The sequence below is a fragment of the Prosthecobacter gellanilyticus genome, assembly GCF_007992435.1.
In the GTDB taxonomy this organism is placed as follows: Bacteria; Verrucomicrobiota; Verrucomicrobiia; order Verrucomicrobiales; family Verrucomicrobiaceae; genus Prosthecobacter; species Prosthecobacter gellanilyticus.
In genome coordinates this window covers 1-24,818 of record NZ_BKAG01000048.1, presented here as the reverse complement: position 1 = coordinate 24,818, position 24,818 = coordinate 1, and the positions used below count along the sequence as shown (strand labels likewise).

Here is a 24,818-nt window from a genome sequence, read left to right as displayed (position 1 = left end):
CCCCACTTATGGTTCTTGAATCCCCCCGTCAGGAAACAAAGCTTCAGCATCCGCATGCGCATTCCTCTGACACGCTTTTGGTTCGCCAGGAGCGCCGTCGCGGCCGTCCTCGGAAAGAGCGTCCGGCCGAGCTCAGCAATCTCTCGCAGAATTTCGCCGCCCAGGACCGCCTGAAGGTTCTGGCTCTCTATCTGGAAGGCAAATACAGTTACCAGGACATCGCCTGGGCCACCGGCCGCTCACGGGACTCCGTGCGCACCTGGATCCGCGCCTGGAAATCCGGCGGCATGGATGCGCTCCTGCGTCCTGCTGAAAAACCCGTCCGCGTGCCTCACCGCCTCACCCATGAGGCCCGTGAATCCTTGCTGTCTGCCATGGCCGAGTATCGCTGGACGACTGCCCAGCAGGCCTGGCGATGGGTGCGTGACGAGCTCGGCATCGAAGTCTGCTATCTCACCGTCTGGCGCTTTCTGGCTGGCAAAGGCCTCTTCGCCGGAGGTGTCATGCACTCCCGCAAGCTGAACTCCTCCGAGGCGCTCGTCACGGCTGCTTGACCGGTGGTGGAAGTGGAGTCATCACCGGTCCGGTCTGTGATTTTAGGTGCTGCAGTTGGATTTCAACATTGAGCCTGTCCTTGAGTCTCTGAAACTCCTCGCGGAATTCTTTGGTCCGCCGCTCCTCCATGGCCTTTAATTCTTGTTCGGCGCGCCGGCGCTCCGCCCTGGCCGCAGTTTGAGAGTTGATGAAGGGGATCATGATGAAAATCTGGGGCACCACCACCAGGATCAGGACCAGGAAGAAGAGACGCTTCGGCCATGGGTTTCGAGGCGCTGGCGTCAGGCTTCCTGGTGACGCGCCCTGAGGCCTGGGCGCACTGCCATCCTCTTTGTTAGAGAAATGGTAGGCCAGGCTCACGACCCAGATCATCATCAAACTGAGGAGGCCGATCACGGGCAGCAGCAGCCCGCCAGCTTCGAGCTTGGGCGGAGTGACCGCGTTTGAGGTCAGGATGAGCCAGTGAACACAGCTCATGAAGCCGGTCATGATGGCGGCAAGCACGAGATTTTTTCCAGCGAGGATGAACAGCGTGTCACGCTTGCGTTCAGGAGCCATCCAGTAATCCCGGTTAGGCAGGTTCAAGGTCTGTGGGAAGGCAGAGGCCAGCCAGAGCACCAGGCCGAGGAAGGCCACGACGAGGATGGGCGCTGCTCCCAGCCACAGGCAGTGCTCCGTGCGTGTGCTCCAGCCATTGGCCTGGCCGTTTGCCCCGAAATGGATGGCCACACGCTCCGGCAGATCACTGTGCGTGGAGACAAGGTAGGTCAGATGCGCGCCGCAGGTGATGACGAACAAACACAGCGACAGGAAGACATGCCGGTAAAACGGATGAGCAGCGCCAGGCAGGTCCAGCCAGCCCGCCCGATGCTGGCGCGGAGTAGGATCAGAAAGGCGGTGGCAGACCAGGACAAGCGTGATCAGCACTCCCAGAAAGCTGAAATTCTGCACATTGCGTGACGGGCTCCTGTCCATCACCATCTCCACCACCACCCACACGACGCCGATCAGCCCGGCGGTGAAGGGAATGGCCAGAGGCCGCGCCATGTTGATCGTCCAGCCCAGTCCGGGGATGCGCTTTGGCACGATGATGCGCGGATCCTGACGGCAGAAGTAAAAGAAGTAAAAGAACCAGTTTCCGGGATCGGTGCTGTAGCGGGTGTAGTCCGTGACCAAGGGAGACTGCTCACCTGTCACGGCATTTTCAATCTGCGTGCGAAACTCCGCCGCGGTGGCAAAGCGCAGCTCGGGCGCTCTTTCCAGGGCGCGCAGCACGATCTCGTCAATGCGGACGTCCACCTGCACGCGCTTCGAGGGCGGCACGAGGTCTGCGCGCGGCCGCTCGCCGGTCAGCATCTCATAGAGGACCACGCCGAGGCTGTAGATGTCCGCGCGATGATCCGCCGCGCCCTCCGCCTGCTCGGGTGCCGCATAGTCGGGTGTGCCAAAAGGTGTGCTGCGAGACTCTTGGTTAGGCTCGGGTGCGACTGGTGAGCTCGCAGGATCCAGTGCGACGATCTTGGCGATGCCGAAGTCCGCGATTTTGACGGTGCCTGCCTTGTCGATCAGCAGGTTCTCCGGCTTGATGTCCCGGTGCACGATGCCGTGATCATGCGCGCACTGCAGCGCCTCGCACACGGGAGGGACGATGCTGAGGGCTTCTTTCGGCGTCAGGCGCTTGCCTTGCAGGAGCTGGCGCAGGTTCACGCCATCCACGAACTCCATGAGCAGATAGTAAAAGCCTCCTGCCTGACCGAAGTCATGCACACTGACGATGTTTGGGTGATTCAGCGAGGCCAGTGCCTGCGCCTCTTTTTCAAAGCGGGCTGCGAAGCGTGGATCATCTGCACGCTCAGGAGCGAGAAGCTTCAAAGCCACCAGACGATTGAGTGATTTCTGCCGCGCTTTGTAGACGACGCCCATGCCACCACGGCCGAGGCACTCCAGGATCTCGAGCTGCGGAAAGTGCGGCGCGAGCTCTTCCGGCGAAAGTGGAGGCGCGGGTGCTTTTGCGGCCTCGCCGGGCATCATGGTTTCCGTGGCAAAGTTCAGCGCGCCCAGGCAGCGCGGGCAGAGGCCACCCACGCGATTGCTTTCCAAGGCGGAACCACAGCGCGGGCAATGAGAAGGAGTTTCGGGGCTCATACCCATGAAATAAGAAAGCGGCGGAACATGTGGCGAGAAAGGCAAAATTTGTTCAGACCCTTCGATCAAGCCTGATATCCATGCTGTGGGTGAGTTCAAACTCACCCCTGGATCGTGGACGAAACCCCATTGGAATGGGGTTCAACGACCGGCCCGGCCGTACCACCCCATTCCAATGGGGTGGAGGGAGTCCTGGAGATTTGGAATCCATCATCCAGCCCTCGCTCAGCTCAGTGCCGCGATCACTGCGCGCATCTCGTCGTCCACATCCGCCGGATTTGCCACGGTGCTGGCGATCTCCTCGCGGAACATCTCACGGAAGCGCTTGCGCAGACGATGCACGGAACTGCGCACGGAGGCGGGCTCCATGCCCAGCGTGGCTGCCCATTCATCATAAGGAATCTCACCGCGCTCCGCGGTGAGAGAAGGCTTCAGCAGGTCATGCTCGGCGAGTTTGCCCATGGCCTCATACTCGGCGCGCAGGCGCTGCATCACGGTCTCCAGCAGGGTCAGCGCCCAGCGCCTTTCGAAAAGAGATTCCGCAGGCAGCGTGGCCAGATCACGACCGGCATAGAGGCCCTCAGCCTCGTCCGCATCCAGGCTGATCACCTCCGTGCCACCACCGCGTTTCTGGGCCTGCGCGCGGTCGCGCTCGTTGGAGAGGAAGTGCTTTAGCGCCACCAGCAGGAAGGTGCGGAAGCGACCGCGCTCCTGGTCCGCGGCGGTGAGCCACTCTTTCTCCAGCAGCCGCGCAAAGAAGGCCTGCGTGAGGTCCTGTGCATCATGCGCGCTGTGGCCGCGATGCCGCACATAGGCATACAGCGGCGGCCAATATTGACCGCACAGCGCCTCGAGAGACGCAAACTCATCCCGCGATGAACGTCCCTGCGCGGCCAGCACCACCGACCAGCGTGTAGTGTGAAAGGCACCCTGGCGTGTGGATGGAGATGAGGAGTCGGGAGACATTCCACCTCATCATAAGCAAACGCTTCCCGATGTGGCGAAGAAAATGCGCGCTTCGTCGTAGCACGGGCTTTCCAGCCCGTGCCTCTCTGACGTTGAGCCCAGCCTAGAAAGGTCAGGCTACTGTCACTGAATTGCGCAAGCCTCAGCATTAGCGTCTGATCCGAGTGACATCAGGCTGCTTTCTGAGCACCTGAATACGCAGGTGCAGGGAAAGATGCATGCGCAGCGCCAGGTATCTTCATCAACCATGGACCAGCCTTCCTCTTCCGTTCCTCGTCGTGATTTCATGCAGACCGTCAGCCTCGCGGCGCTGGGTGGGGCGCTGGCTCCGCTCATGCCCGGCGCTGCTTCCGCGGCTGACGCTGCTGTGAAGAAGGCTGCGCCCGTGCTGGAACCACTGAACCGCTTTCCACGCATGATGCAGGACTGGCTCGTCACTGAAGTGCGCGCCGCCGAGACTCGTGGCAATGAGCAACGTGCCAAGCTGAAAACGAAGGCAGATGCCGAGGCCTATGTGAAGTCCGTGCAGCAGCGCATCCGCGAGTGTTTCGGCCCCATGCCGGAGAAGACACCGCTGAATGCGAAGGTGACGAAGACCCAGGAGCGCGAGGGCTACCGCATCGAGAACATCATCTTCGAAAGCCGCCCGGGTTTTCATGTGACGGGAAACCTGTATCTGCCTACCACGAAGAAAACGCAGGTTCCCGGTGTGATTGGTGTTTGTGGTCACTCGCTGAATGGCAAGGCTGCGGAGGCGTATCAGAGCTTCGCGCAAGGTCTGGCCCGTCAAGGCATGGCCTGCTTCCTCATCGATCCGGTGGGGCAGGGGGAGCGCTTCCAATACCTGAATGAAAAGCTCGGCTCGCGTCTCGGTGGAGGCACCTCTGAGCATAACCAAATGGGTAATCATCAGGTGCTGGTGGGCGAGGTACTGGGCTCCTGGTTCGCCTGGGATGCCATGCGTGCTCTCGACTACCTCCTCACACGTCCGGAGATTGATCCCAAGCATCTTGGAGTGACGGGCAACTCCGGCGGCGGCACGCAGACCACCTGGCTTTGCGGCCTGGAGCCGCGCTTCACCATGGGGGCGCCTTCCTGCTTCGTCACGACCTTCCGGCGTGATGCGGAGAACGAGCTGCCGCAGGACTGCGAGCAATGCCCGCCCAGCGTGCTGGCGCAGGACCTGGATCACTGTGACTTCATCGCCGCCATGGCGCCGAAGCCAGTGATCATCATGGCGCAGGAGAAAGACTTCTTTGATGCGCGCGGCTCCGCCGAGACTTATGAGCGCCTGAAGACTCTTTATACCTTGTTAGGCAAGCCGGAGAACATCCAGCTTCACACGGGTCCGGATCCGCACGGCTACTCGCAGTCCAACCGCGAGGCCATGTATCGCTTCTTTGGCAAGGTCACCGGCCTCGGCGGTCATGAGGCGGAGCCTGTGCTGACCCTGGAGAAGGACGCGGACCTGCAGTGCACGCCGGAAGGGCAGGTCGCACGCATGGGATCGACGTCATTGATGGCCATGACCCGCGCGAAGGCGGAGGCACTGGCGGCCAAGCGTGGCGAGTTGAAAGGCGAAAGCCTCATCAAAGCCGTGCGTGAGGTGCTGCATCTGCCCGAGCTGCCCTCCACCGCGCCTGACTACCGCATCCTGCGCAGCGTTGGGTCACGTCCTTATCCGTCCAAAGGTTACTGCACCTATGGCATCGAGACCGCGCCCGGCATCCATGCGCTCGTCACACGTTTGAGCGAGGAGGCGCTGACCTCCCGCCTGCCGCGCGGCCAGAAGAAGGCTGTGCTGTATGTCTCGCACCGCTCGGCCGATGCGGAACTGCGTGAAGATCCCTGGGTGAAAGAGCTGGTCACTGCTCATCCTGACGCGGCCTTCTTTGCCTGTGATGTGCGGGGCATCGGCGAGTCCCAGCCGGATACCTGCGGCGCGAACCAGTTCCTGCGCCCTTACGGCAGCCACTATTTCTACGCGGCTTATGGTTTGATGATGGATCAACCTTTGTTAGGTCAGCGCGCCTATGATCTGCTGCGTGTGATCCAGGTTCTCAAGGACGCGGGGCATGAGGAGATCCATCTGGCAGGGAAGGGGTGGGGAGCTCTGCCCGCGGCCTTTGCGGCTCTTCTGAGTTCCGGAGTAACCCAGGTCACGCTGAAGAACGCGCTCTCATCCTTTCATGAGATCGCCATTCACGAAGACTACCAGTGGCCTTACGCCGTCATGCCTTTTGGTGTGCTGGAGCACTTTGACCTGCCGGACTGCTATCGAGCGCTGGAGGCGAAGAAGTTGTTACAGCTCGAGCCTTGGGGCGCGGGTGATGGGATGTCGTGATCCACGTTCTTCAAACCATTTGTTAACCACTGATAGGCACTCATGCACACTTATGCTCCAATCCTTCTGAGGATTGGTCATGAGTGTCAATCAGTGTCCATGAGTGGTTTAAAAATCCGGAGTTCACCGAGGATGCTTTCTCACTTCGTCTCCTCATAGGGAGTGGCTTTTGGCACTTCCTCGAGAGGCATGCCGAAGCGCATGGTCTCCTCCATGATGTGGGCGCGGCGGGACTCGATGGCATTCGGGCTGTTGATGGGATCGCGGGTCACGATGTTCGGCTGGATGAAGATGAGCAGCTCATCCCGCTGGTTGGTCTTCTGCGTGGTGCCGAACAAATGTTTCAGCACGGGCACGCGGCGCAGGAAGATGGCCCCTCGCTCGTTGGTGCCAGTGCGCTCGGTCACCAGACCGCCGAGCACCACGGTGGCTCCATTGCGCACGGTGACGGTGGTCATCAGCTCCTGCGTGCCGATGGTGGGCACGGTGTTTCCGGAGATGGTCTGCTCACCCACGATGTTGTCATTGATCTGGGCGATGCGCAGCGTGACCTCCTTGTCGGAGTTGATCAGGGGCACGACCTCGAGCTTCAGCACGACGTCACGGTAGTCGATGCTGGCGCTGGTGGCAGCCACGTTGTTCAGGCCTGCGTTGGAGAGGATGTTCACCGGCACGGCGATGCGCTGACCACTGGAGATGGTGGCCTTGCCATTGTTCATGATGTGCAGGCTGGGGCTGGAGAGCACCTTGAAGTTCTTGTTGCCTTCCAGCACCTTCACATAGCGGCTCAGCGCGCCGAGCTGGCCGTAGAAACCCAGGGCAGCCGTGCTGAGGTTTTCACCATTGAAGGGCAGGTCCAGGGCTCCGGCGATACTGGTGCTGCCTGAAGGAGTGGTCACGCCTTTCTGGCGCAGCGTGAAGTCATCCAGCGCGTTCAGGAAGTCGAATCCATAGTTAAACTCACCGCCCAGGCTGAGCTGGCCGATGATGGTGCTGATGTAGACCTGCTGCGGGCAGACATCCATCTCGCGGATGAGCTGGTCGATGATCTGGATGTGCTCCGGAGAGCCATTCACGACGAGGCTGTTCGACTGCGGATCGGCAATGAGCAGGGTCTTGCCCACCACCACGGACTCCGGCGCGGAGACGGACTCTGGATCATCCAGCAGACTTTGGTTCGCACGGTTGTTGCCCTGGCCTTGGGAGCCGGTGTTGAAGCCGAAGCCACCACCGCCGAAGCCGCCGTTGTTGCTGCCAAAGTCATTGCTGCCAAATCCGCTGCTAGAATCGCGGTTCCGGGCATCTGTGGAAGGGGAATTGGAGGAGCCGCTGGGGCGACGACGGCTGCTGCTGCTGGATCCTCCACCGATGCCGGAGCCGCCTGCGTCATTCTGAATGTCCGTGTCCTTGGCCAGGGCATTGTAGGCCACGGGCAGGAAATCTCCCACGTCCATGTAGCTGAGCTTTCTCTTCAGGAAGGTCACGCTGTCCGTCGGCTGGTCCAGCTTGTCCACGAGGCCGCGGATGTAGGTGATGTCCACAGGGCGGCCGATCACGAGCAAACTATTGGTTCGGCGGTGCGGGATCACCTTCACCTTGGCGATGGCGGGATTCGTGTTCGCGGAGCTGCCCACAGCGGCAGCCGCGGCGTTCGGCACACGCACCCCATTTGGCGTGGCCACCGGTGCGGTGGGAGCGGCCGGTGCACCAGCGGTGGCATTCTTCGAGGCTTCCTCACGCTCCTCAAAGATCTCATTGATGATCTCGGAGATGCTTTCCGCATCACTGCGCTGAAGCTGGATCATTTCATTGGCGATCTCCGCCGGCGGTACATCGATCAGCAACGCCATCTCGGCGATGCTCCGGATCGTGGCGCTGTTTTCCGTGATGATCAGCGCGGCCGAGTTCGCCATCGGCATGATGGCTCCATAGGTGTGCAGCTTTATCACCTGCTGAAAGGCCTTGGAGGCTTCATCCGCTGAGATGTGCTCCAGCGGCAGCACGAAGTGACAGATCTCCTCACCCAGGGGCAGTTCACGCAGGGAGCGGTAGACTTTCAGTCCTTCCGGTGTGGGGCTCTTGCCACCGCTGTGGTGGATGAGCTTCGCCGTCTTCGAATCCACGTTGATGAAGACATAGCCGTTCAGCACGGCGGTAGCCTCGATGAATTCCACGGCTTCGCGGATCGGCAGCGGCTCGGGAGCGACAATGCGCAGCGGCTCGCCCGTCAGAGCGGAGTCCTGGATGATTTTTTTCCCGGTGAGCTGGGTGTAGAGCGGGATGATGGCCTGGATGGGCACGCTCTGAAAGTTCAGCTTGATGGTGGACCCATCAGTCATGGGGGCCTGACTGGGCTGTCCCTCAGCCGCAGATCCAGGCACGGTGGGGGAGAGCTGCGCCTGCAGGCACGTCCCAGCTCCGGAGAGCAGTGCCGTGAGGGCAAGCGCAGGAATGGCCCGGCTGGAAGGGCGGAGGGCGAAAAAGCGGTTCATAAGGGTCAGATTAACCACAGATTATAATTTTCATAGGAGTAAGGGCAATTGAAATATTTGGAAATGTTAAAATTAGCGGCTGACTTTAATAATGACCCTTTTGAAAGGTCAGCTGACTCTTTCATGACTGTCACTTAAAAGTTCTTGTCTTTCTGGAATCTAGACAAACGAGCCCTTCTGATCAGTGAACTGCACAAATTTTTCCTGATTCACGGGTAGATAAAGTCACGAAAAATGCGCAACTCCTCATCCACAGCTCAATAGAGAACCTATGATATGAAGGGAAAGGGAACGCTCAATTCGATGTTGTGACGGCTTCGTGACAATGGAAATGAATGTTGTGATGAGAGGTTTAAACTTTTCTTGCGTATGTCTTACAATTGGTCTACTCGACCATAATTTCCATAGAACTCCCCCAGGCTGGATGCGCCCGGGAACGAGTTTGCCCTCCTTGCTCCCAGACTACCCATGAAACTTCTCCTCTCTTTTCTTACGTCTGCCTTCCTCCTGGCCTCCGCCTTCAGCAGTGCTCAGGCGGCGACCTGGACGTATGAAACGACGGCAACGGTCACCTCAGGACGCCCAATCTCGGATATCTGGGGTGCCAGTGACAGCGCTGTCTGGGCGGTGGGCGGAACCGCTTCTACCACGGAACTGTGGAAGTGGAATGGCTCCAGCTGGGCCACCCAGTCCACCGGAGCCACGGCCAATCATGCGGGTGTGTGGGGAGTGGATGCCTCCAACGTCTGGATTGTCGGTCGAGGAGGCCGCATTGACAAGACGACGAACGGAGGAACTAACTGGTCCCAGCAGGCTTCAGGATTACCCGCATCGGCCTTGATTCGCGGCATTTGGGGAAGCAGCGCCAGCGATGTCTGGGCCGTCGCAGGTGACTTCAATGACACGAACATTGTGTACATCACCCATTTCAATGGAACCACATGGACACCTTACGCACAGTCATTCACCGGTGGTTTGCGCAGCGTCTGGGGCTCGTCCGCGAATGACATTTGGGCTGTGGGAGATGGCGGAAACGTGCTGCACTACAATGGCACGGCCTGGAGCTACGTGAATGTGGGCGTCACGACGCCTATCTTTCGTGTTTGGGGACTGGATGCCAGCAACGTCTGGCTGGTCACCAGCAATGCCACTCTCCTCAAATACAATGGCACCACCTGGCAGTCCTTTCCGAACACAGGCATCACCGCCACGAACCAACTCCGTAGCATCACCGGTTCCTCTGCCACGAATCTTTATGTGGTCACGGACAACGGCACCCAGAACATGTATCACTACAATGGCACAAGCTGGGCCCTGGAAACCACGAATACGCCCAGCAACAACACTCTGGTGAGCCTCTGGAGCACGAACAACGCCACGAAGTTCTGGGCAGGCGGCACGCCCGTGATCATCTCCGGCACAGCGGCTGCACAGGCCGCCGCCCCGACCGTGACCTCACCGACGCATGCCAGTGTGACTCACAACAGCGCCACTCTCGGCGGTAATGTGACGAGCGACAATACCTCGGCCATCACGGCACGCGGCGTGGTGCTGGCGAAGACCTCGGATGATTCCACACCCACGATCGGCGAGCCGAATGTGAGCAATCTGACCGGAACGGGCACCACCGGTGTGTTCACGGTCAATGCCAGCAGCCTCACTCCCAGCACGGGTTACACCTATGCGGCCTATGCCACGAACGGCATCGGCACCACTTACACGTCCACCTCGAGCTTCACGACCTCGGCACCCCCGGGGGTCGCTGTCACGTCGTTGGTTAGGTCGGGCGCCACGCCTTCGAATGCCTCCTCCGTGAGCTGGACGCTGACCTTCCCCAGCGCGGTCACCGGCGTCACCGCCACGAATTTCAGCCTCAGTGGCGCGGCAGCCACGGGTTCCAGCATCGGCACGCCGACCACGGCAAACAGCGGTGTCACCTGGACCATCCCGGTCACCACTGGCAGCACCGATGGCGCGCTGACTCTGACCCTGGCGAACGCCACAGGGCTTTCCCAGGTGGTGTCCAATGTGCCTTTCGGCGGTGAAAGCTACACGATCGACAAAACGGCGCCGACGGTGCAGTCCGTCACGCGTCTCACGCCGGCTGGCCAGACGACGAACCTAACCACGGTTGTGTTTCGCGTGACCTATTCGGAGCCAGTGACGCTGAACTCGCCTGAGACTGCACGCTTCAGCGTGGTGCCGATGAATGGCAGCACCGTGGTCGCCAGTGTCACCGGGGTGACCGGTACAGGGAACACACGAGATGTGAGCGTGAGTGTCACCAGTGGCACGGGTGAGTTCCGCCTGCGTGTCATCGACTGATTTGCCCCAGACCTCAGAGAATCTGGTTCACAACTTTTCTTCTACTTCCTTTTATGACGACTTTTAAACGTGGCTTTTTCTCAGCCGGCAAGACCTTGCTAGTCATCGCAGCCCTGGCCCTCGCCTTGGCCAGCCAAGCTCGGGCGGATTCCATCCTGACAAATATTCTGGGCTCAAACACCACCTCGCAGTGCGTCGTCAATGACGTCGATGTGGACTCCTCAGGGAACTGTTACTACACCGGTAGTTTCAACGGCACTGTCGACTTCGGGGGGGGCGATGTGACTGACCCAAATCCTGATGGCACAGGTGGGTCCATCTTCATTGCCAAATACAATGGCAGCGGCGTGCTTCAGTGGGTGCGGGCGATCGGCGGAACCAAGATCAGCACGACCTACGGTGATGTTGGGCGTCAGATCGCGGTGGATGCCAGCGGCAACGTGTATGCCGCAGGTCTGTTCAAGGGGAACGTGACCACCGGCACCTTGGACTTTGACCCGGGCGCAGGTGCGGTGGAGCGTGCGGGCACGCAGGGGAACGATTCAGCCTTCACCGTGAAACTGGATGGCAGTGGCTTGTTCCAGTGGGTCTGGACGTTCAAGGCGTTCACCGGTGCCACGGCTCACGTCGCTGTGAACAGCTCGTCAGTCTATATCTTTGGCGCTTACACGGGCGCTGCGGCTCCCAATTCCACACCGATGACGGATGGAGCTGGCACCGATTTCTTTCCTACTGACTCAGGAAATGCGAATCACTATTATGCGGTGAAGCTGGCGTCCAGCACCGGGGCGAGGACATGGACCAGCATCGCGCCCAACTCGGCCAGTGGCTATTCCTCCGGCACTGCGCAGGGCGTGACGGTGGACAGCAGCGGCAACATGTACTGCGTGGGCAACTTGGGTGGAAACACTTTTGGCAGCACCCAGCTGCTCAGCGGTACGCCACCCTCTACGTATGCCATGGGCTTCATCTGGAAGCTGGATGCTAGCGGCGCCACCACCTGGGCACGCAAGATCCAGAGCACCTCCTCCACGACTTGCCGTGGAGTTGTCACGGACACGGACGGGAATGTCTATGTGGCTGGCTCTTATCAAGGCACAGCTGATTTCGATCCGGGTTCAGGAACGACAACCGTGATCTCTCCCGGGGCTAACAATGACCTTTGTGTGATCAAGCTCACCTCTGCAGGTGACCACGTCTGGAATTACGTCAATGGCGGAAGCGGTGTGGATTCCGCCGACCGCTTGTGCCTGGATCAAACCGCCGGAGCGCTTTATGTGCAGGGTAGCCACCAGGGAGGCTTCCTTTCACTCACGACGCAGGGGTTTGCGGACATCCTGACGATGCGTCTGGCCACCAGTGATGGTTCGCTGGGATGGGCCAAAAGCTTTGGCAGCACCAGAACTGAACTGGTCGGTGGCATTGCCATCAACTCCGGTGGAGTCAAGATCGCCGCGACCATCCGCAACACATCGGATGTCGATCCATCGGCTGGCGTGCTGAATGCGGCAACCTCGCTGGACAATGTCCCCGGTCTTGCCTCTGTCTCATGGACAGCGAGCGGTGATCTTGCGTCGGCTGTGGCCACCGCTCCCGAAATCGCCGTCACCGAAAGCGCTGCCAATGTGGCTGACAATGGGTCACTGAGCTTTGGCACCACCACGGTGGGAACAGTGGTGACGAAGACCTTCACGGTCAACAACACCGGCACGGCGACACTGAATCTCTCCAACCTCAGCGTTCCTTCAGGCTTCAGCATCGCGCAAAACTTTGGTAGCTCCACCGTCGCCGCCAACGGTAGCACGACCTTCCAGATCACGATGACGGCAGCCGCTGCTGCCACACCCAGCGGCACACTGAGCTTTGACACGAATGACAGTGACGAGAATCCCTACAATTTCACCGTCAGTGGCACGGTGGCGGCACCGCCCAATGTCGCGCAGCTTGGCACCCCGGCTTTTGTGACCGTGGCAGACAGCATCGCCTCCTACACCGTCAATGCCGGGACAAACCGCCTGCTCCTGGTCACTGTCTCCCATGCGGAGACCGCAGAGACTGCGGCTGCCTCAGCCGTGACCTTTGCAGGCCAGGCCATGACCCAGGTCGGTGTGAAAAAAGATGGTTTGTCTGTGGATTCGATCTGGGCTCGAGTGCTGGGGAGCGGGAGTTCCGTGACCGGCGCCATCGTGGCCACGCGCTACCCTTCCATGGGCACGAAACCACTCTCATTCCTCTCGGCGCAGGCCTTTGAGAATGTGGACCAGACCACACCCACCTCCGGCGCGACGACCAATGCGAACGCAACAGCAGGTAACTCGTCCGTCAATGTCCCCAGTGCCGTGGGAGACATGGTCATGGACTTGTATGATGTGTGGGCGCTCAGCGGTGTTCCAAACCCCTCCGTCAATGGCGGCCAGACCCCGCTCAACAATTCCGGTCCTCTTCCGATCAATGCCAATAACCTCGGGGGCTATGGAGGAACCGCTCATTACCAGACATCGACCAAGCCAGGAGCCGCAGGGACCGTGAGCATCGGCTGGACGGCGACAGCAAATGCCGCCATTCAGGTGGGGCTGAACATCAAGCGGGCCGCAGGTGGCGGTGGCGCCCCTGAGATCACCGTGACAGAAAGCGCGGCCAATGTGGCGGACAACGGATCACTGAGCTTTGGCACCACCACGGTGGGCACGGTGGTGACAAAGACTTTCACCGTTAACAACACGGGCACTGCGACACTGAATCTCTCCAGCCTCAGCGTTCCTTCAGGCTTCAGCATCGCGCAAAACTTTGGCAGCTCCACAGTCGCCGCCAACGGCAGCACGACCTTCCAGATCACGATGACGGCAGCCGCTGCTGCCACGCCCAGCGGCACGCTGAGCTTTGACACGAATGACAGTGACGAGAACCCCTACAACTTCACGGTCAGCGGCACGATCAGCCTTCCTCCACCTGACTTGACGGTTGGCATTACGCATTCGCCAGCCGGCTTCATCCGTGGCCAGACCGGCACTCTGACTTTTGTGGTGAACAACATCGGTACTGGCGCGTCCTCCGGCACGTTCTCCATCAATTCGGCGATGCCAGGCGGCCTCGTCGTCAACTCGATCGTTTCCGGCTCTGGATGGAATTTCACGGCTTCCACCTCCACGACGGTGCAGGGAACGTATACCGGATCCATCGCTGCCGGGGGAACGAGCCCGACTGCTACTGTGACTGTCGATGTCGCCTCCAATGCTCCGGCATCTCTCAATGTGTCTGGCACTGTCACCGGTGGTGGTGAGACCAACACGGCGAACAACACCGGCTCCGACACGATTCCGGTCCTGGCCCCCGAGATCGCTGTGACTGGCAACGGCAACAACATCGCCGATGGAGCCTTGCTCGCCGCGGCCAGCAGCACCAACGCGACTGACTTTGGCAGCACGCCTGTGCAGGGCGGCGCGGTGGAGATGACCTACACGATCAGCAACAGCGGTGGCGCACCTCTCAATCTCTCCGGCACGCCGAAGGTCAGCGTGAATTCCTCCGATTTCACCGTCACGCAGCAGCCTGCGGCCACCGTCGCAGCAGGTGGCAACACCACTTTCAAAGTGAGCTTTGACCCGAGCACGGCGGGAGTCATCTCCGCGACGGTGAGCGTTGCGAACAACGACGGCGACGAGAACCCCTTCGACTTCGTCGTCAAAGGCACCGGCACGGGTCCGCAGACTTTTGATCTGGCTGGCAATGCGGTGAGCAACACGCCTTTTGATGGCGGTCAGAGCTACATCTACACCACGGTGCCTCCGTATATGGGGTCCACGGGTGTGCTGGACACCACCTTCGATGGTGATGGCAAGCGTGTGCACCCCTTTGGCAATGCCGGTGATGGTGCCTATGCGGTGGCCATTCAGAGTGACGGCAAGATCGTGGCCACGGGTTACACGCTCAACACCAGCACCAGCGTGAACAATGTGCCGATCGTCCGCTACAACAGCAACGGCAGCTTTGACACCAGCTTCGACGGCGACGGCAAGGTGGCCTCGGTCTTCGGCACGGCAGATGCCTGGGCGAATGGCGTGGCCATTCAGAGTGATGGCAAGATCGTGGTGGCAGGCATGGCCACGGCAGGTGCTTCCGGAAAAGTGTTCCTGGTCGCGCGCTACACCTCCGGCGGCGCGCTGGACACCAGTTTCGGCGCTATTGGTTATGCCATGACAGATGTCTCGGCCTCGGTTCATGAGGACGTCGCCTACGCCCTCGTCATTCAGAGTGATGGGAAGATCCTGGTGGCCGGCACGTGCGACACCAGCTCCCAGGGCAGGCAGTTTGCCATCGTTCGTTATACCTCAGGCGGCATCCTGGACACGGGGTTCGGCAGCGGTGGCAAGGTGTTCACGGACTTCACCACCGGTGATGACATCGCCCGCGCCATCACGATCCAGCCCGATGGAAAAATCATCGTGGCAGGTGAGGCTGGAGCCTCCTCCGACTTCGCCGCAGCCCGCTACCTTGCGGACGGCACGCTGGACACCACCTTTAACACGACGGGCAAGTTCACTCACTCGATCACTGCGGGGACTGACGGTGCGCGTGGTGTCGGTGTACAGTCCAGCGGAGCCATCGTGCTCGGCGGTTTTGCCGGCACAGGGAACAGCAGGGACATGGCGCTGGTGCGCCTCACTTCCACGGGTCTTCTGGACACGACCTTCAACAGCACGGGTGTGGTGACCACGCCCATCGGCAGCGGCGTGGACGAGGGGCGCAGCCTGATCGTGCAGCCGGATGACAAGCTGATCCTGGCCGGTGCCTCCCACAATGGCACGAATCACGATGTGGCGGTTGTTCGTTATACCTCTGAAGGTGTGCTGGACACGAGCTTTAACACCACGGGCAAGGTGGTCACGCCGGTCGGAGTCGGTAATGATGTCGCCAGCGCCGCGGCTCTGCAGAGCACGGGTGAGATCGTGGTGGCCGGTGAAACCACGGTGGGGAACAACCAGGACTTCCTGCTGGTGCGCTATGGCCTGGGCAATGTGCCGACCACCTCGGCGGAGATCGTGGTGGAGCAGCCTGCGGGCTCAGGCCTTCTGGATGGCACCGCGAGTGTGGCCTTTGGTTCGCAGGAGGTCGCCACGACCGCCACGAAGACCTTCACGATCAAGAACACGGGCACGGGTGTGCTGAACGTGATCGGTGTTTCCTTCACGGGCGCTGATGCGGATGACTTCTCGGCCACAGCGCCGGGATCCACCGTCGCCGCCACGAATGGCAGCACCACTTTTGATGTGACCTTCAGCCCCCTGGGCGCAGGCGACCGTGAGGCGGTGATGCACATCGCCAGTGATGATGCGGATGAAGGATCTTTTGACATCCAGGTCACCGGCAAGGGGCTGGCCGTCATCAGCGGCACATGGACCGGCGGCACGCCGCTGGTCAGCACCAGCGGTCCGTTTGATGCGACCGGGATCACCTTTGAAACGGATCTGGGCTATGTGCCCACCCCTGAAGAGGTCGTCACCTTCGTTCATGCGGATGGCGGTATCACAGGTCACTTCAACGATCTGCCGGACGGTGGTGTGGTGGCGATGGCCATCAATGGTGTCATCTACTACTTCCAGGTGGACTACACGGGCACGGACATCACGCTGAAGAACTTCACCCCGACAGGCGCTGCTGCCTGGAAGTGGGTGGGCGGTCCGAAGGCGCGCAACGGCATCGGCGTGTATGGCACGCTGGGCACGGCGGACAGCGGCAACAACCCGGGCGCCCGCCAGGGTGCCATGAACTGGCGCGCGCCGGATGGCAGCCTGTGGATGTTCGGTGGTTACGGCCATGCGTCGGTTTCATCCCCGACTCCACGCTATCTCAATGACGTCTGGCAGTATCGTCGTGACATCGGCCAGTGGGTCTGGCGTGCTGGTGCCAACATCGCCAACCAGCTCGGTGTTTACGGCACGCAGGGCACGGAAGCTGCGGCGAACACGCCGGGCTCACGCCACTCCGGCACCACCTGGACAGATGGTGATGGCAACCTGTGGATGTTCGGTGGTTATGGTGTCGGCTCCGCCTCTGGAGTCGGGCCGCTGAACGACCTGTGGAGGTTCAACCGCACGAACGCGCAGTGGACTCACATGAAGGGCAGCAACCTCATCAACGGCACTGCCACCTATGGCACGCAGGGCGCCGCCGCTGCTGGGAACACACCTGGCTCGCGCAGCAATGCCGCCGGCTTCTACCGCAATGGCAGCCTCTGGCTCTTCGGCGGCTACAACGGCGCGAATTACTACAATGACCTGTGGCGTTATGACATCGCCACCGGCAACTGGACATGGGTGGGCGGCAGCAGCACGCCTAACCAAAACGGTGTCTATGGCACGCAGGGCACTGCCGCTGCGGGCAACATGCCTGGCTCACGTCGTGACGCCACGGCCTGGACGGCTCTGGACGGCACTCTCTGGCTCTTCGGCGGTCTGGGGCTGCCGGAATCCGGTGCTGTGGCTGCTGACATGAGCGATCTGTGGAGCTATGATCCTGTCAGCGGTAACTGGACCTGGAGAAAGGGCGTGAAGACCACCGGTGCCACCGGTGTGTATGGAACGATCAACATGCCTGCGTCAACGAACCTGCCAGGTGCGCGCAGCGCGGGCAGCGGCTGGGTCACGGTGGATGGTGACTTGTGGCTGGTGGCTGGCTTCAAGGACAGCGGCCTGGGCTTTGATGACGTGTGGATCTATGACGTCGCCACCAACCAGTGGACCTGGAAGCTCGGCAGCGAAGGTCTGCTGAGCCAGACGGGTGTCTACGGCACGCAGGGTGAGCCTGATGCGGCGAACAAGCCGGGCGGCCGCTTCACCCCGAGCACCTGGGTCACTCTCAATGGAACACTCTGGATCTTCGGCGGCGGTGGAGCCGATGGTCTGGGCGGCACGGGCCGTCTGAGTGATCTCTGGAGCTATGGCATCCCGATGCCAAACGGTGCGATCAATGACAGCGGCTCACTGGCTGCCTTCCCAGATTCACTCATCCTCAATGCTGCTCCGACTGCGGGGGATGCGACCGCCGGGACGATGGCTTATGTGCCTGTCAGCGGCCAGCTCACGGGTGAAGATGCCGATGGTGATCCGATCAAGTTCAACAGCGCGGGCGCCACGGCAGGCAGCAAGGGCACGCTGACGCTGAATGCGGACGGCACCTGGACCTACACGCCTGCCTATGGCTTCACCGGCCTTGCCAGCTTCCAGTTCAAGGCGAACGACAACTACGGCGGCGTGAGCTCTGTGAAGACTCTCATCATCAGCGTCATCCCGAATCCGGCTGACAGTGATGGCGACGGCATCGCGGATGCGTTCGAGCAGCAGATGTGGGGCAGCCTTGCCACCGCTGATGGCGAGGGTGATGCGGACCTCGATGGTCAGAGCAACTACTTCGAATTCCTCGCTGGAACGAACCCGCTGGATGGTGGCGAGCGTCTCGGCACCACACCGACCATCGGTGGCGTGGGCACGGCGAACGGTGGCGTGCTGCTGCAGCTCAACCACGTGCGTCCGGGCGTGAACTATCACCTCGAGACCAGCGCGGATCTTGAAGCCTGGAGCCGCATCGGCACCTTCACGTTTGACGCTGCCGGCAGCGCCACCCTCGAGGATCCGACACCTGCCACGGGTGCGCCGAGGTTCTACCGCATGAGCCTCGAAGCCACTCCGGCGGTGATCGTGCCGTAAGAAGGGCTAACCAGAAGTGATTCCAAGGGGTCAAGATGGGCGGATGCCTGTCTTGACCCTTTTGTTTTCCCCGATGCCGCACGCGCGGAATCACTCAGGAGAGCCGTCATCGTTGTGTGGAGGGATCTTGTTTGTCTGGAGCATCTTGAGGGCCTGCTCACGCACCTTTTCATCCGCGCGGTAGAGCCCCAGAGTGCCTGATTTGCTGCTGAAGACGCTGGGGAGCTTTTCGGAGACGATCTCAGGAGTCAATCCGTCGAGAGGCGGCATGATGATCCAGCGGGCGGACTTCAGTTCCTCCGGTGTGGGATCTCCTGGCTGGTGCCGCCGCAAAAAGAACTGCAGCGTGTTATAACCTGTGGCGACGAAGGCGATGGAGTCGTCAGCGGTTTTCGCGGTGACCTGGGCGGCGAACTCTTTGAGATGGTCGCCATTGGGTTTCGTGGCCGCGCTGCTGAAGCAGAAGGACTGGACGCACAGCGCCGCAGCCATCAGCAGGCCGGCCCAGCCATAGAAGACCGGCCCCAGCTTCCAGCGGCCAAAAGTGCGGACACAGGCATAGGCGGCCAGGATGGCGGCCGCAGGGAAGGCGGGTGCGATGTAGTCTGCCGTCTTTCCTGCCGTGAGGGAGAAAAAGGCCAGCACCAGCACCAGCCAGAGGATGGCCGGAGCCAACGGGTGCCGAAGCCAGCGGCGAGGGCCGATCACCCAGAGGGCGGCCAGGGTGGCGAGGGACCAGGGCAGCATTTTTTCGACGAGCCAGACGGGGTTCTTATAGAGACCCAGCAGCAAGCCCATGGCGCCGCCCGACTTGGTGGCGCTGCCAAACTGCTGCCCCACACCCGCGACCCGGGAGAGCAGCTCACGGCCTAACAAAACTTTAAACAAATGGTCCGTGTGAAGCACGGCCACCGGCACCAGCCAGAGGCCGATGATGCCGAGAGCCAGGGGAATGCCCCAGCGCCAGCCTGTGGAGGAGGCCAGGCCTTTTTTCTCCGGGATGAGCCAGGCGGCCAGCGGCACAAAGAGCATGGGAAGAAGTGCGGGAGGCCCCTTGGCCAGCCCGGCCAGACCGGTGGCGATCCAGAGGCCTGCCTTCATCCAGCCCCTGGCACCGGCCTCCATGCTCCACGTGGCAAACATCCATGCCGCGGCGAGGCAGGTGACCAAAAGAGGGTCCGGACGGCAGTGGTAGATGAGGTCCATGCTTCCCGGCGTGGTTAGCCAGGCCATGCCTGCGAGCAGGCCGCCCTCCGTGGCATGCAGAGCTGTCTCGGCGCATTGGGAGAGCAGATGCCGGCCCATCTTGATGATGATGCCGAGAGTCAGAAGAGAGCCCAGGAGCATGGGCATTTTCACGGCCCATTCCGTCCAGAATCCCATGGCCACCAGCGGTGCGGCGAGCCAGTTGACCAGCGGCGGCTTGGTGGAGGGCCGCCCGAACATGTCGTCCGGCAGCAGCCATTCATGATGCAGCACCATGCTGGCTGTGTAGGCCACGGTCTTCGGCTGGTCGAAGCGATGCATGGCGCTCGGACCCGCGACGCGGGCCACGATCATCATGACCAGGCTGATCCCAAGCAGGAGCGTGAGAAGGCGCTTGTGAGAGGATGCGGAGGGAGACGGCAAAGCGGGAGACCATCAAGGGCCAGGCTTCCGTTTTAGAGCGTCTCGCCCCGTCTGGCTCATGAAGATTCCGTCACACTTGGGAGGTCTTTACACCTCTGCCTGGACCGCCACCTTCACGACCACTTTGAAGATCTGCTCCGAGGTCTCCCACTCCACACAGGGGGCATGCGCATCCTGCGGATAGAGGATGCAGAAATGACCTCCGCTGAGATGCAGGTCCGTGGCCTCGGGCACGAGTTTCCAGAGCGCGGCGTCCTTGCTTTCATCAAAGGCCATCGTCTCTTCCTTCATGGCGGCGAGCGGTGCCCAGAGGATGGTTTCGCGACCGCTGAAGATGAACTGCACGTCGATGTATTTCCGATGCGCCTCAAACAGCGCCTTTTCCACGGGCTTCGTGGCATAGGTCTGCACCAGCGCGAAGGCCTGGTCACCCTCGATGTCGTAACGTCCGGGTGTCTCGGTGCCGTTCACCGTGCGGAGATAATCAAAAACCTTCGCGAAGAGCGGGTGGAGGCTGGTGTAGCGGGCGGCGTTGTCGAGCGTGTCGAGGATCATGGTAGGTTCAAATGACTAAACGGAAACGTGTCCGGGCTGCAAGCCTCTCACCGGAAGTGTCTTTCAGGGACCAGCAGGCTTTCTGCCCTGCCAGAAGAGGTTCAGGCAGAAGGTCAGGACGGCGGTCCAGATGAAGCCAAAGGCCATCAGAGAGACCGGGCTCAGCGGCTCATCATAGACAAAGGCCCCCACGATGAACTGCCCGGTGGGCGCCAGGAACTGCAGCAGGCCCAGCAGGCTGAAGGGCAGCTTCCGGGCCGCATGCGCAAAGCCGAGAAGCGGCACCGCCGTGATCAAGCCGAGGCCGAGAATGTAGGCCACATCATGCAGAGAAGCGGTGCCGAAGATGTGCCTTCCCTGGCCGCTCCAATACGCCAGAAAGGCCAGCGCTATCGGCAGGGCGATGATGGACTCCGTGGCGAGGCCGGGCAGGGGACCCTGCATGGAGCGGCGGCGCACCAGGGCATAGAAGCCGAACGAAAAGGCTAACAAAAGCGCGATCCATGGCGGCCTGCCCACGGCGATCATCTGGATGCCGACACCGAGGCCCGCGAGGGTGATGCTGATCTTCTGCCATGAGGTCAGCTTCTCTCCCAGAAGCAGGCAGCCGATCAGCACATTCAGCAGAGGATTCAAAAAGTAACCCAGGCTGCACTCCAGGATGTGCCCGTTCAGCGCGCCCCAGATGAAGACTCCCCAGTTGATGCCGAGCAGTGCTGCGGAGAGCGCATGCGTGCGCAGCACGGCGGGCTGCTTCAGGGCCACCAGCCAGGCTTTCAGCCCGCCCTGCCACAGCAGCATCAGCACGGCCGCCACCAGGGTCCACACCACCCGCTGGGCGATGGAGATGCCCGCGCCGAGGTGACCGATCTGCTTCCAGTACACCGGCAGCACCCCCCACATGCTGAACGCCAGGATGGCGCTGAGCACGGCGGAGGTCGGTGGTCGCTGCATGCTGCCTCCATCATGCAGGGCCTTTAAAAGTCCAAATCTCTCTCCTGCAAACTTGGGATTCCTGGTTAAAAGGAGCGCCCCGCCATGCCCCAGCCCGCCCGCCGACTCGAAGTCTTCACCGAATCCGTCATCCGCGAGATGACCCGCCTGTCCAACCGCCATGGTTCGATCAACCTGGCGCAGGGTTTTCCGGACTTCGATCCTCCGACCGAGCTCATCGATGCGCTGGCCACGGCGATCCGCGGTCCGCATCATCAATACGCGGTGACCTGGGGTGCGCCGAGATTCCGCCAGGCGCTGGCGAAGAAGAATGAGCGCTTCATGGGCCGGGAGATCGATCCCGACCGCCATCTGGTGGTCACCTGCGGCAGCACGGAGGCCATGATGGCGGCGATGATGACGGCCTGTGATCCGGGAGACAAGGTGATCGTCTTCTCACCCTTCTATGAGAACTACGCGGCGGATGCCATTCTCTCCGGAGCGGTGCCTGTGCATGTGCCGCTCTATGCGCCTCACTTCACCTTTGATCGTGATGAACTGAGCCGCGCCTTTGCCACCGGGGTGAAAGCCATCGTGATCTGCAATCCGGCGAATCCGAGCGGCAAGGTTTTTACACGCGAGGAGCTGCTCTTCATCGCTGGCTTGGCTGAGGAACATGATGCCTTTGTGCTCATGGACGAGGTGTATGAGCACATCGTCTATGCGCCGCATCAGCACACTTATTTTGCCACGCTGCCGGGCATGTGGGAGCGCACGCTGAGCTGCGGCTCACTCTCGAAAACCTATTCCATCACCGGCTGGAGGCTTGGGCACATCATCGCGCCGGAGCGGCTGATCTCGCGGGCGCGCAAGGTGCATGACTTTCTCACCGTGGGGGCTGCCGCGCCGCTTCAGGAAGCTGCGGTGACCGCTCTTGAATTCCCTGACAGCTACTACACCGAGCTTCAGCGCGAGTATGATGTGAAGCGTGATGTGTTTCTCGATTACCTGAAGCAGACCGGCCTGTCCTACACGGAGCCGCAAGGGGCCTATTATACCCTTTTGGACATCTCTTCGTTAGGCTTCAAGACGGACACCGAGGCCGCCGAATGGATGACCCGCGAGGTGGGTGTGACGGGTGTGCCGGGGAGCAGCTTCTTCCGCGAGCCGGAGCATCGGTTCATCCGGTTTCATTTTGCGAAGAAGGAGGAGACGCTGCGTGCAGCCGGTGAGAAACTGGTGAGTGGTTTGAAACGTGGTTAGGCTGAATCGAGATTGTTGAAGAACTAAAGACTTGCGGATGGAGGAATGGCGCCGGGGTCGCGGAGCGTCCTGGAGTGCTCCAGTCCTCTGGAGCTTTCCGACGAAGCGTGGGATTGCAGGTCTCACGACGCGAACGGACCTCGAAGGATCTTCGTCACCAGCTGGCGCGAATCTTATTGTTAGGCCTTCAAGAGCGCCAGAGGACAGGCGCAGTCCAGGACGCTCCGCGAAGCTCGTGGCGTCCCGTGTTTGCCAGACTTCCATCGAGCTTCGTCATTCTGCCTCAGGTGCCTACTTTCCGGAGGTCACGCCAGGCTCGCCGAGTTCCCAGGCTCTGCCGGCGGCACGCACGGAGACGGCGGCGGCACCTGCGGGCCACTCGGTTTCATGCTCGTTGAGGAAGGCGACCTTCACGATCTGCCATTTGCCCTCGATCAAGGCCTGCACGACCCACCAGCGGCTGTAGTTTTCCCAGCGCATGTCATCAAAGAACCAGCGCAGTTTTTTGCCCTCGGCCACACGCTCCACGCGCGGGGCAGGCAGGGCCACATTGCTGAGCCAGGGGCTGGCCGGGAGGATGGACTGGATGTTGTAGGCGCGCTCTTTGGTGAGGGTGCCGAGCTTTCCGAGGTCCTTGTCCAGCGCGGCGAAGTTCCAGTGAAAATGCCCGGGTGGCATCTGGATCTGACGAGCGCGGGTGATGCTGATCTGCGCCAGGATCTCACCCGCGCGGCGGTCATCGCCGATCTTGCTGGAGTTCATGCCGGGCCAGATGTGGCGGTTCAGCGTATTTTCGCCTAACCACCATTCAAAATAGGTGCCGAAGCCCAGCTTCGGGCGGTCGATGGTCCAGTAGAGCTGCGGGGTGAGGTAGTCCACCCAGCCTTTCTGCAACCAACCGCGGCTATCCGCGCCCATGTGCTCATAGGGGTCGAGACCGCCGCCGGTGCCGGCGGGATAGTTAGGCCGCCACAGGCCGAAGGGGCTGATGCCAAACTTCACGGTGCGCTTGGTGGCCTTGATGCCTTCATAGATGCTGCGCACGGTTTCATCCACATTCCACCGGCGCCAGGCGGTGAGTTCCAGAGTGCCGCCTTTCGTTTTGTAGCGGGCGTAGGTTTCGGCATCATTGAAGGCCACCGGTTTGCCATCGCGACCATCCGTGGGGTAGGGATAGAAATAGTCATCAATGTGGATGCCATCCACATCATAGCGGCGCGTGACGTCCAAGATCACATCAAGCACACGTTGGCGCACTTCAGGGAGACCAGGGTTCAGCCACCAGTCACGCCCGTATTTGATGGTCCACTCCGGATGCTGGCGGCGCACGTGATTCGCACTCGGGGCGAAGCGGTCGCCAGCCAGCGCACGATACGGATTGAACCAGGCGTGGAGTTCCAGGCCCTGCTTGTGCGCCTCCTCGATGGCAAAGGCCAGGGGATCGTATTTCGGCGATGGCTGAAGGCTCATCAGGCCGCTGAGGTAGCAGGACCAGGGCTCAATCTTGGACTCATACATGGCCTCACAGGCGGAGCGCACCTGGAAGATGAGGCAGTTCAGGCCACAGGCCTTGGCATTTTGGATCAGCCGCTTCAGCTCTGCCTGCTGCTGTGCCACGGGCAGGCCTTCGCGCGAAGGCCAGTTGATATTATGCACGGTGGCGATCCACGATCCGCGCAGTTCACGCGGTGGATTTGGCACGCTGAGCTGGGCGGGCAGCAGGGAAGGGAGGCACGCCAGGAGCAGGGAAAGCCCTGCCTGAAGCCAGCGGCGAGACGCGAAAGCCCGCCGGGAAAGATGTTTCATGCTGCCTGCCATGGGGGAGAGCAGATTCATAACGCCTTTCATAGGTCGTTTGGGCGCATTCACAAGCTGGGGTGAATGGAGACTGAGGGAGCGCGGACTTCA

At 61.0% G+C, this 24,818-nt stretch carries 12 protein-coding genes; 5 read left to right on the top strand and 7 right to left on the bottom strand.

The genetic code is table 11. The features are described from left to right. Positions 1–8: 8 nt before the first annotated feature. The gene (locus tag BGE01nite_RS23255; RefSeq protein WP_146854232.1) at positions 9–554 is read left to right on the top strand and encodes a helix-turn-helix domain-containing protein; all 546 of its coding nucleotides are present in this window, start codon (positions 9–11) and stop codon (positions 552–554) included. On the opposite strand, the gene BGE01nite_RS23250 is transcribed toward BGE01nite_RS23255, so the two are convergent. Both BGE01nite_RS23250 and BGE01nite_RS23245 read right to left on the bottom strand, forming a co-directional pair. Next, positions 541–2,700, bottom strand: a complete 2,160-nt coding sequence (locus tag BGE01nite_RS23250; RefSeq protein ID WP_218033079.1) for a serine/threonine-protein kinase — start codon at positions 2,698–2,700, stop codon at positions 541–543. The genes BGE01nite_RS23255 and BGE01nite_RS23250 overlap by 14 nt on opposite strands. A gap of 225 nt (positions 2,701–2,925) precedes the next feature. Next, positions 2,926–3,666: an RNA polymerase sigma factor gene (locus tag BGE01nite_RS23245; RefSeq protein WP_146854228.1), complete on the bottom strand. Its 741-nt coding sequence runs from the start codon at positions 3,664–3,666 to the stop codon at positions 2,926–2,928. A 247-nt stretch (positions 3,667–3,913) separates the two neighbouring features. On the opposite strand from BGE01nite_RS23245, the gene BGE01nite_RS23240 reads away from it, so the two are divergent. Then, a complete protein-coding gene (locus BGE01nite_RS23240) occupies positions 3,914–6,010 on the top strand; it encodes an alpha/beta hydrolase family protein (RefSeq protein WP_146854226.1) in 2,097 nt (698 codons plus the stop codon). 140 nt (positions 6,011–6,150) lie between these two features. Here BGE01nite_RS23240 and BGE01nite_RS23235 read toward each other — a convergent pair whose 3' ends face one another. Beyond that, positions 6,151–8,502: a secretin N-terminal domain-containing protein gene (locus tag BGE01nite_RS23235; RefSeq protein ID WP_146854225.1), complete on the bottom strand. Its 2,352-nt coding sequence runs from the start codon at positions 8,500–8,502 to the stop codon at positions 6,151–6,153. Positions 8,503–8,970: 468 nt separating this feature from the next. Here BGE01nite_RS23235 and BGE01nite_RS23230 point away from each other — a divergent pair, with 468 nt between their 5' ends. After that, entirely contained in the window at positions 8,971–10,827 is a 1,857-nt protein-coding gene (locus BGE01nite_RS23230; protein ID WP_146854223.1) for a hypothetical protein, read from the top strand. Between the two features lie 53 nt (positions 10,828–10,880). Further along, positions 10,881–18,530: a choice-of-anchor D domain-containing protein gene (locus tag BGE01nite_RS23225; protein WP_146854221.1), complete on the top strand. Its 7,650-nt coding sequence runs from the start codon at positions 10,881–10,883 to the stop codon at positions 18,528–18,530. A gap of 90 nt (positions 18,531–18,620) precedes the next feature. Here the strand turns inward: BGE01nite_RS23225 and BGE01nite_RS23220 are convergent, their stop codons facing one another. The 3 genes from BGE01nite_RS23220 to rarD all read right to left on the bottom strand — a co-directional run bounded on the left by BGE01nite_RS23220 (position 18,621) and on the right by rarD (position 21,668). Then, positions 18,621–20,093 (bottom strand): ArnT family glycosyltransferase, encoded by a 1,473-nt coding sequence (locus BGE01nite_RS23220; protein ID WP_170267003.1) that lies wholly within the window; start codon positions 20,091–20,093, stop codon positions 18,621–18,623. A 153-nt stretch (positions 20,094–20,246) separates the two neighbouring features. Next, positions 20,247–20,714: a NanQ anomerase/TabA/YiaL family protein gene (locus BGE01nite_RS23215; RefSeq protein WP_146854217.1), complete on the bottom strand. Its 468-nt coding sequence runs from the start codon at positions 20,712–20,714 to the stop codon at positions 20,247–20,249. Positions 20,715–20,777: 63 nt separating this feature from the next. After that, complete coding sequence (rarD, locus tag BGE01nite_RS23210) at positions 20,778–21,668, bottom strand: EamA family transporter RarD (protein WP_170267002.1); 891 nt, start codon at positions 21,666–21,668, stop codon at positions 20,778–20,780. Positions 21,669–21,752: 84 nt separating this feature from the next. Between rarD and BGE01nite_RS23205 the strand changes: the two genes are divergently transcribed. Beyond that, positions 21,753–22,910 (top strand): pyridoxal phosphate-dependent aminotransferase, encoded by a 1,158-nt coding sequence (locus BGE01nite_RS23205; RefSeq protein ID WP_146854213.1) that lies wholly within the window; start codon positions 21,753–21,755, stop codon positions 22,908–22,910. A gap of 291 nt (positions 22,911–23,201) precedes the next feature. Here BGE01nite_RS23205 and BGE01nite_RS23200 read toward each other — a convergent pair whose 3' ends face one another. Next, entirely contained in the window at positions 23,202–24,716 is a 1,515-nt protein-coding gene (locus BGE01nite_RS23200; protein ID WP_218033078.1) for a glycoside hydrolase family 10-like protein, read from the bottom strand. Between the last annotated feature and the right edge of the window lie 102 nt (positions 24,717–24,818).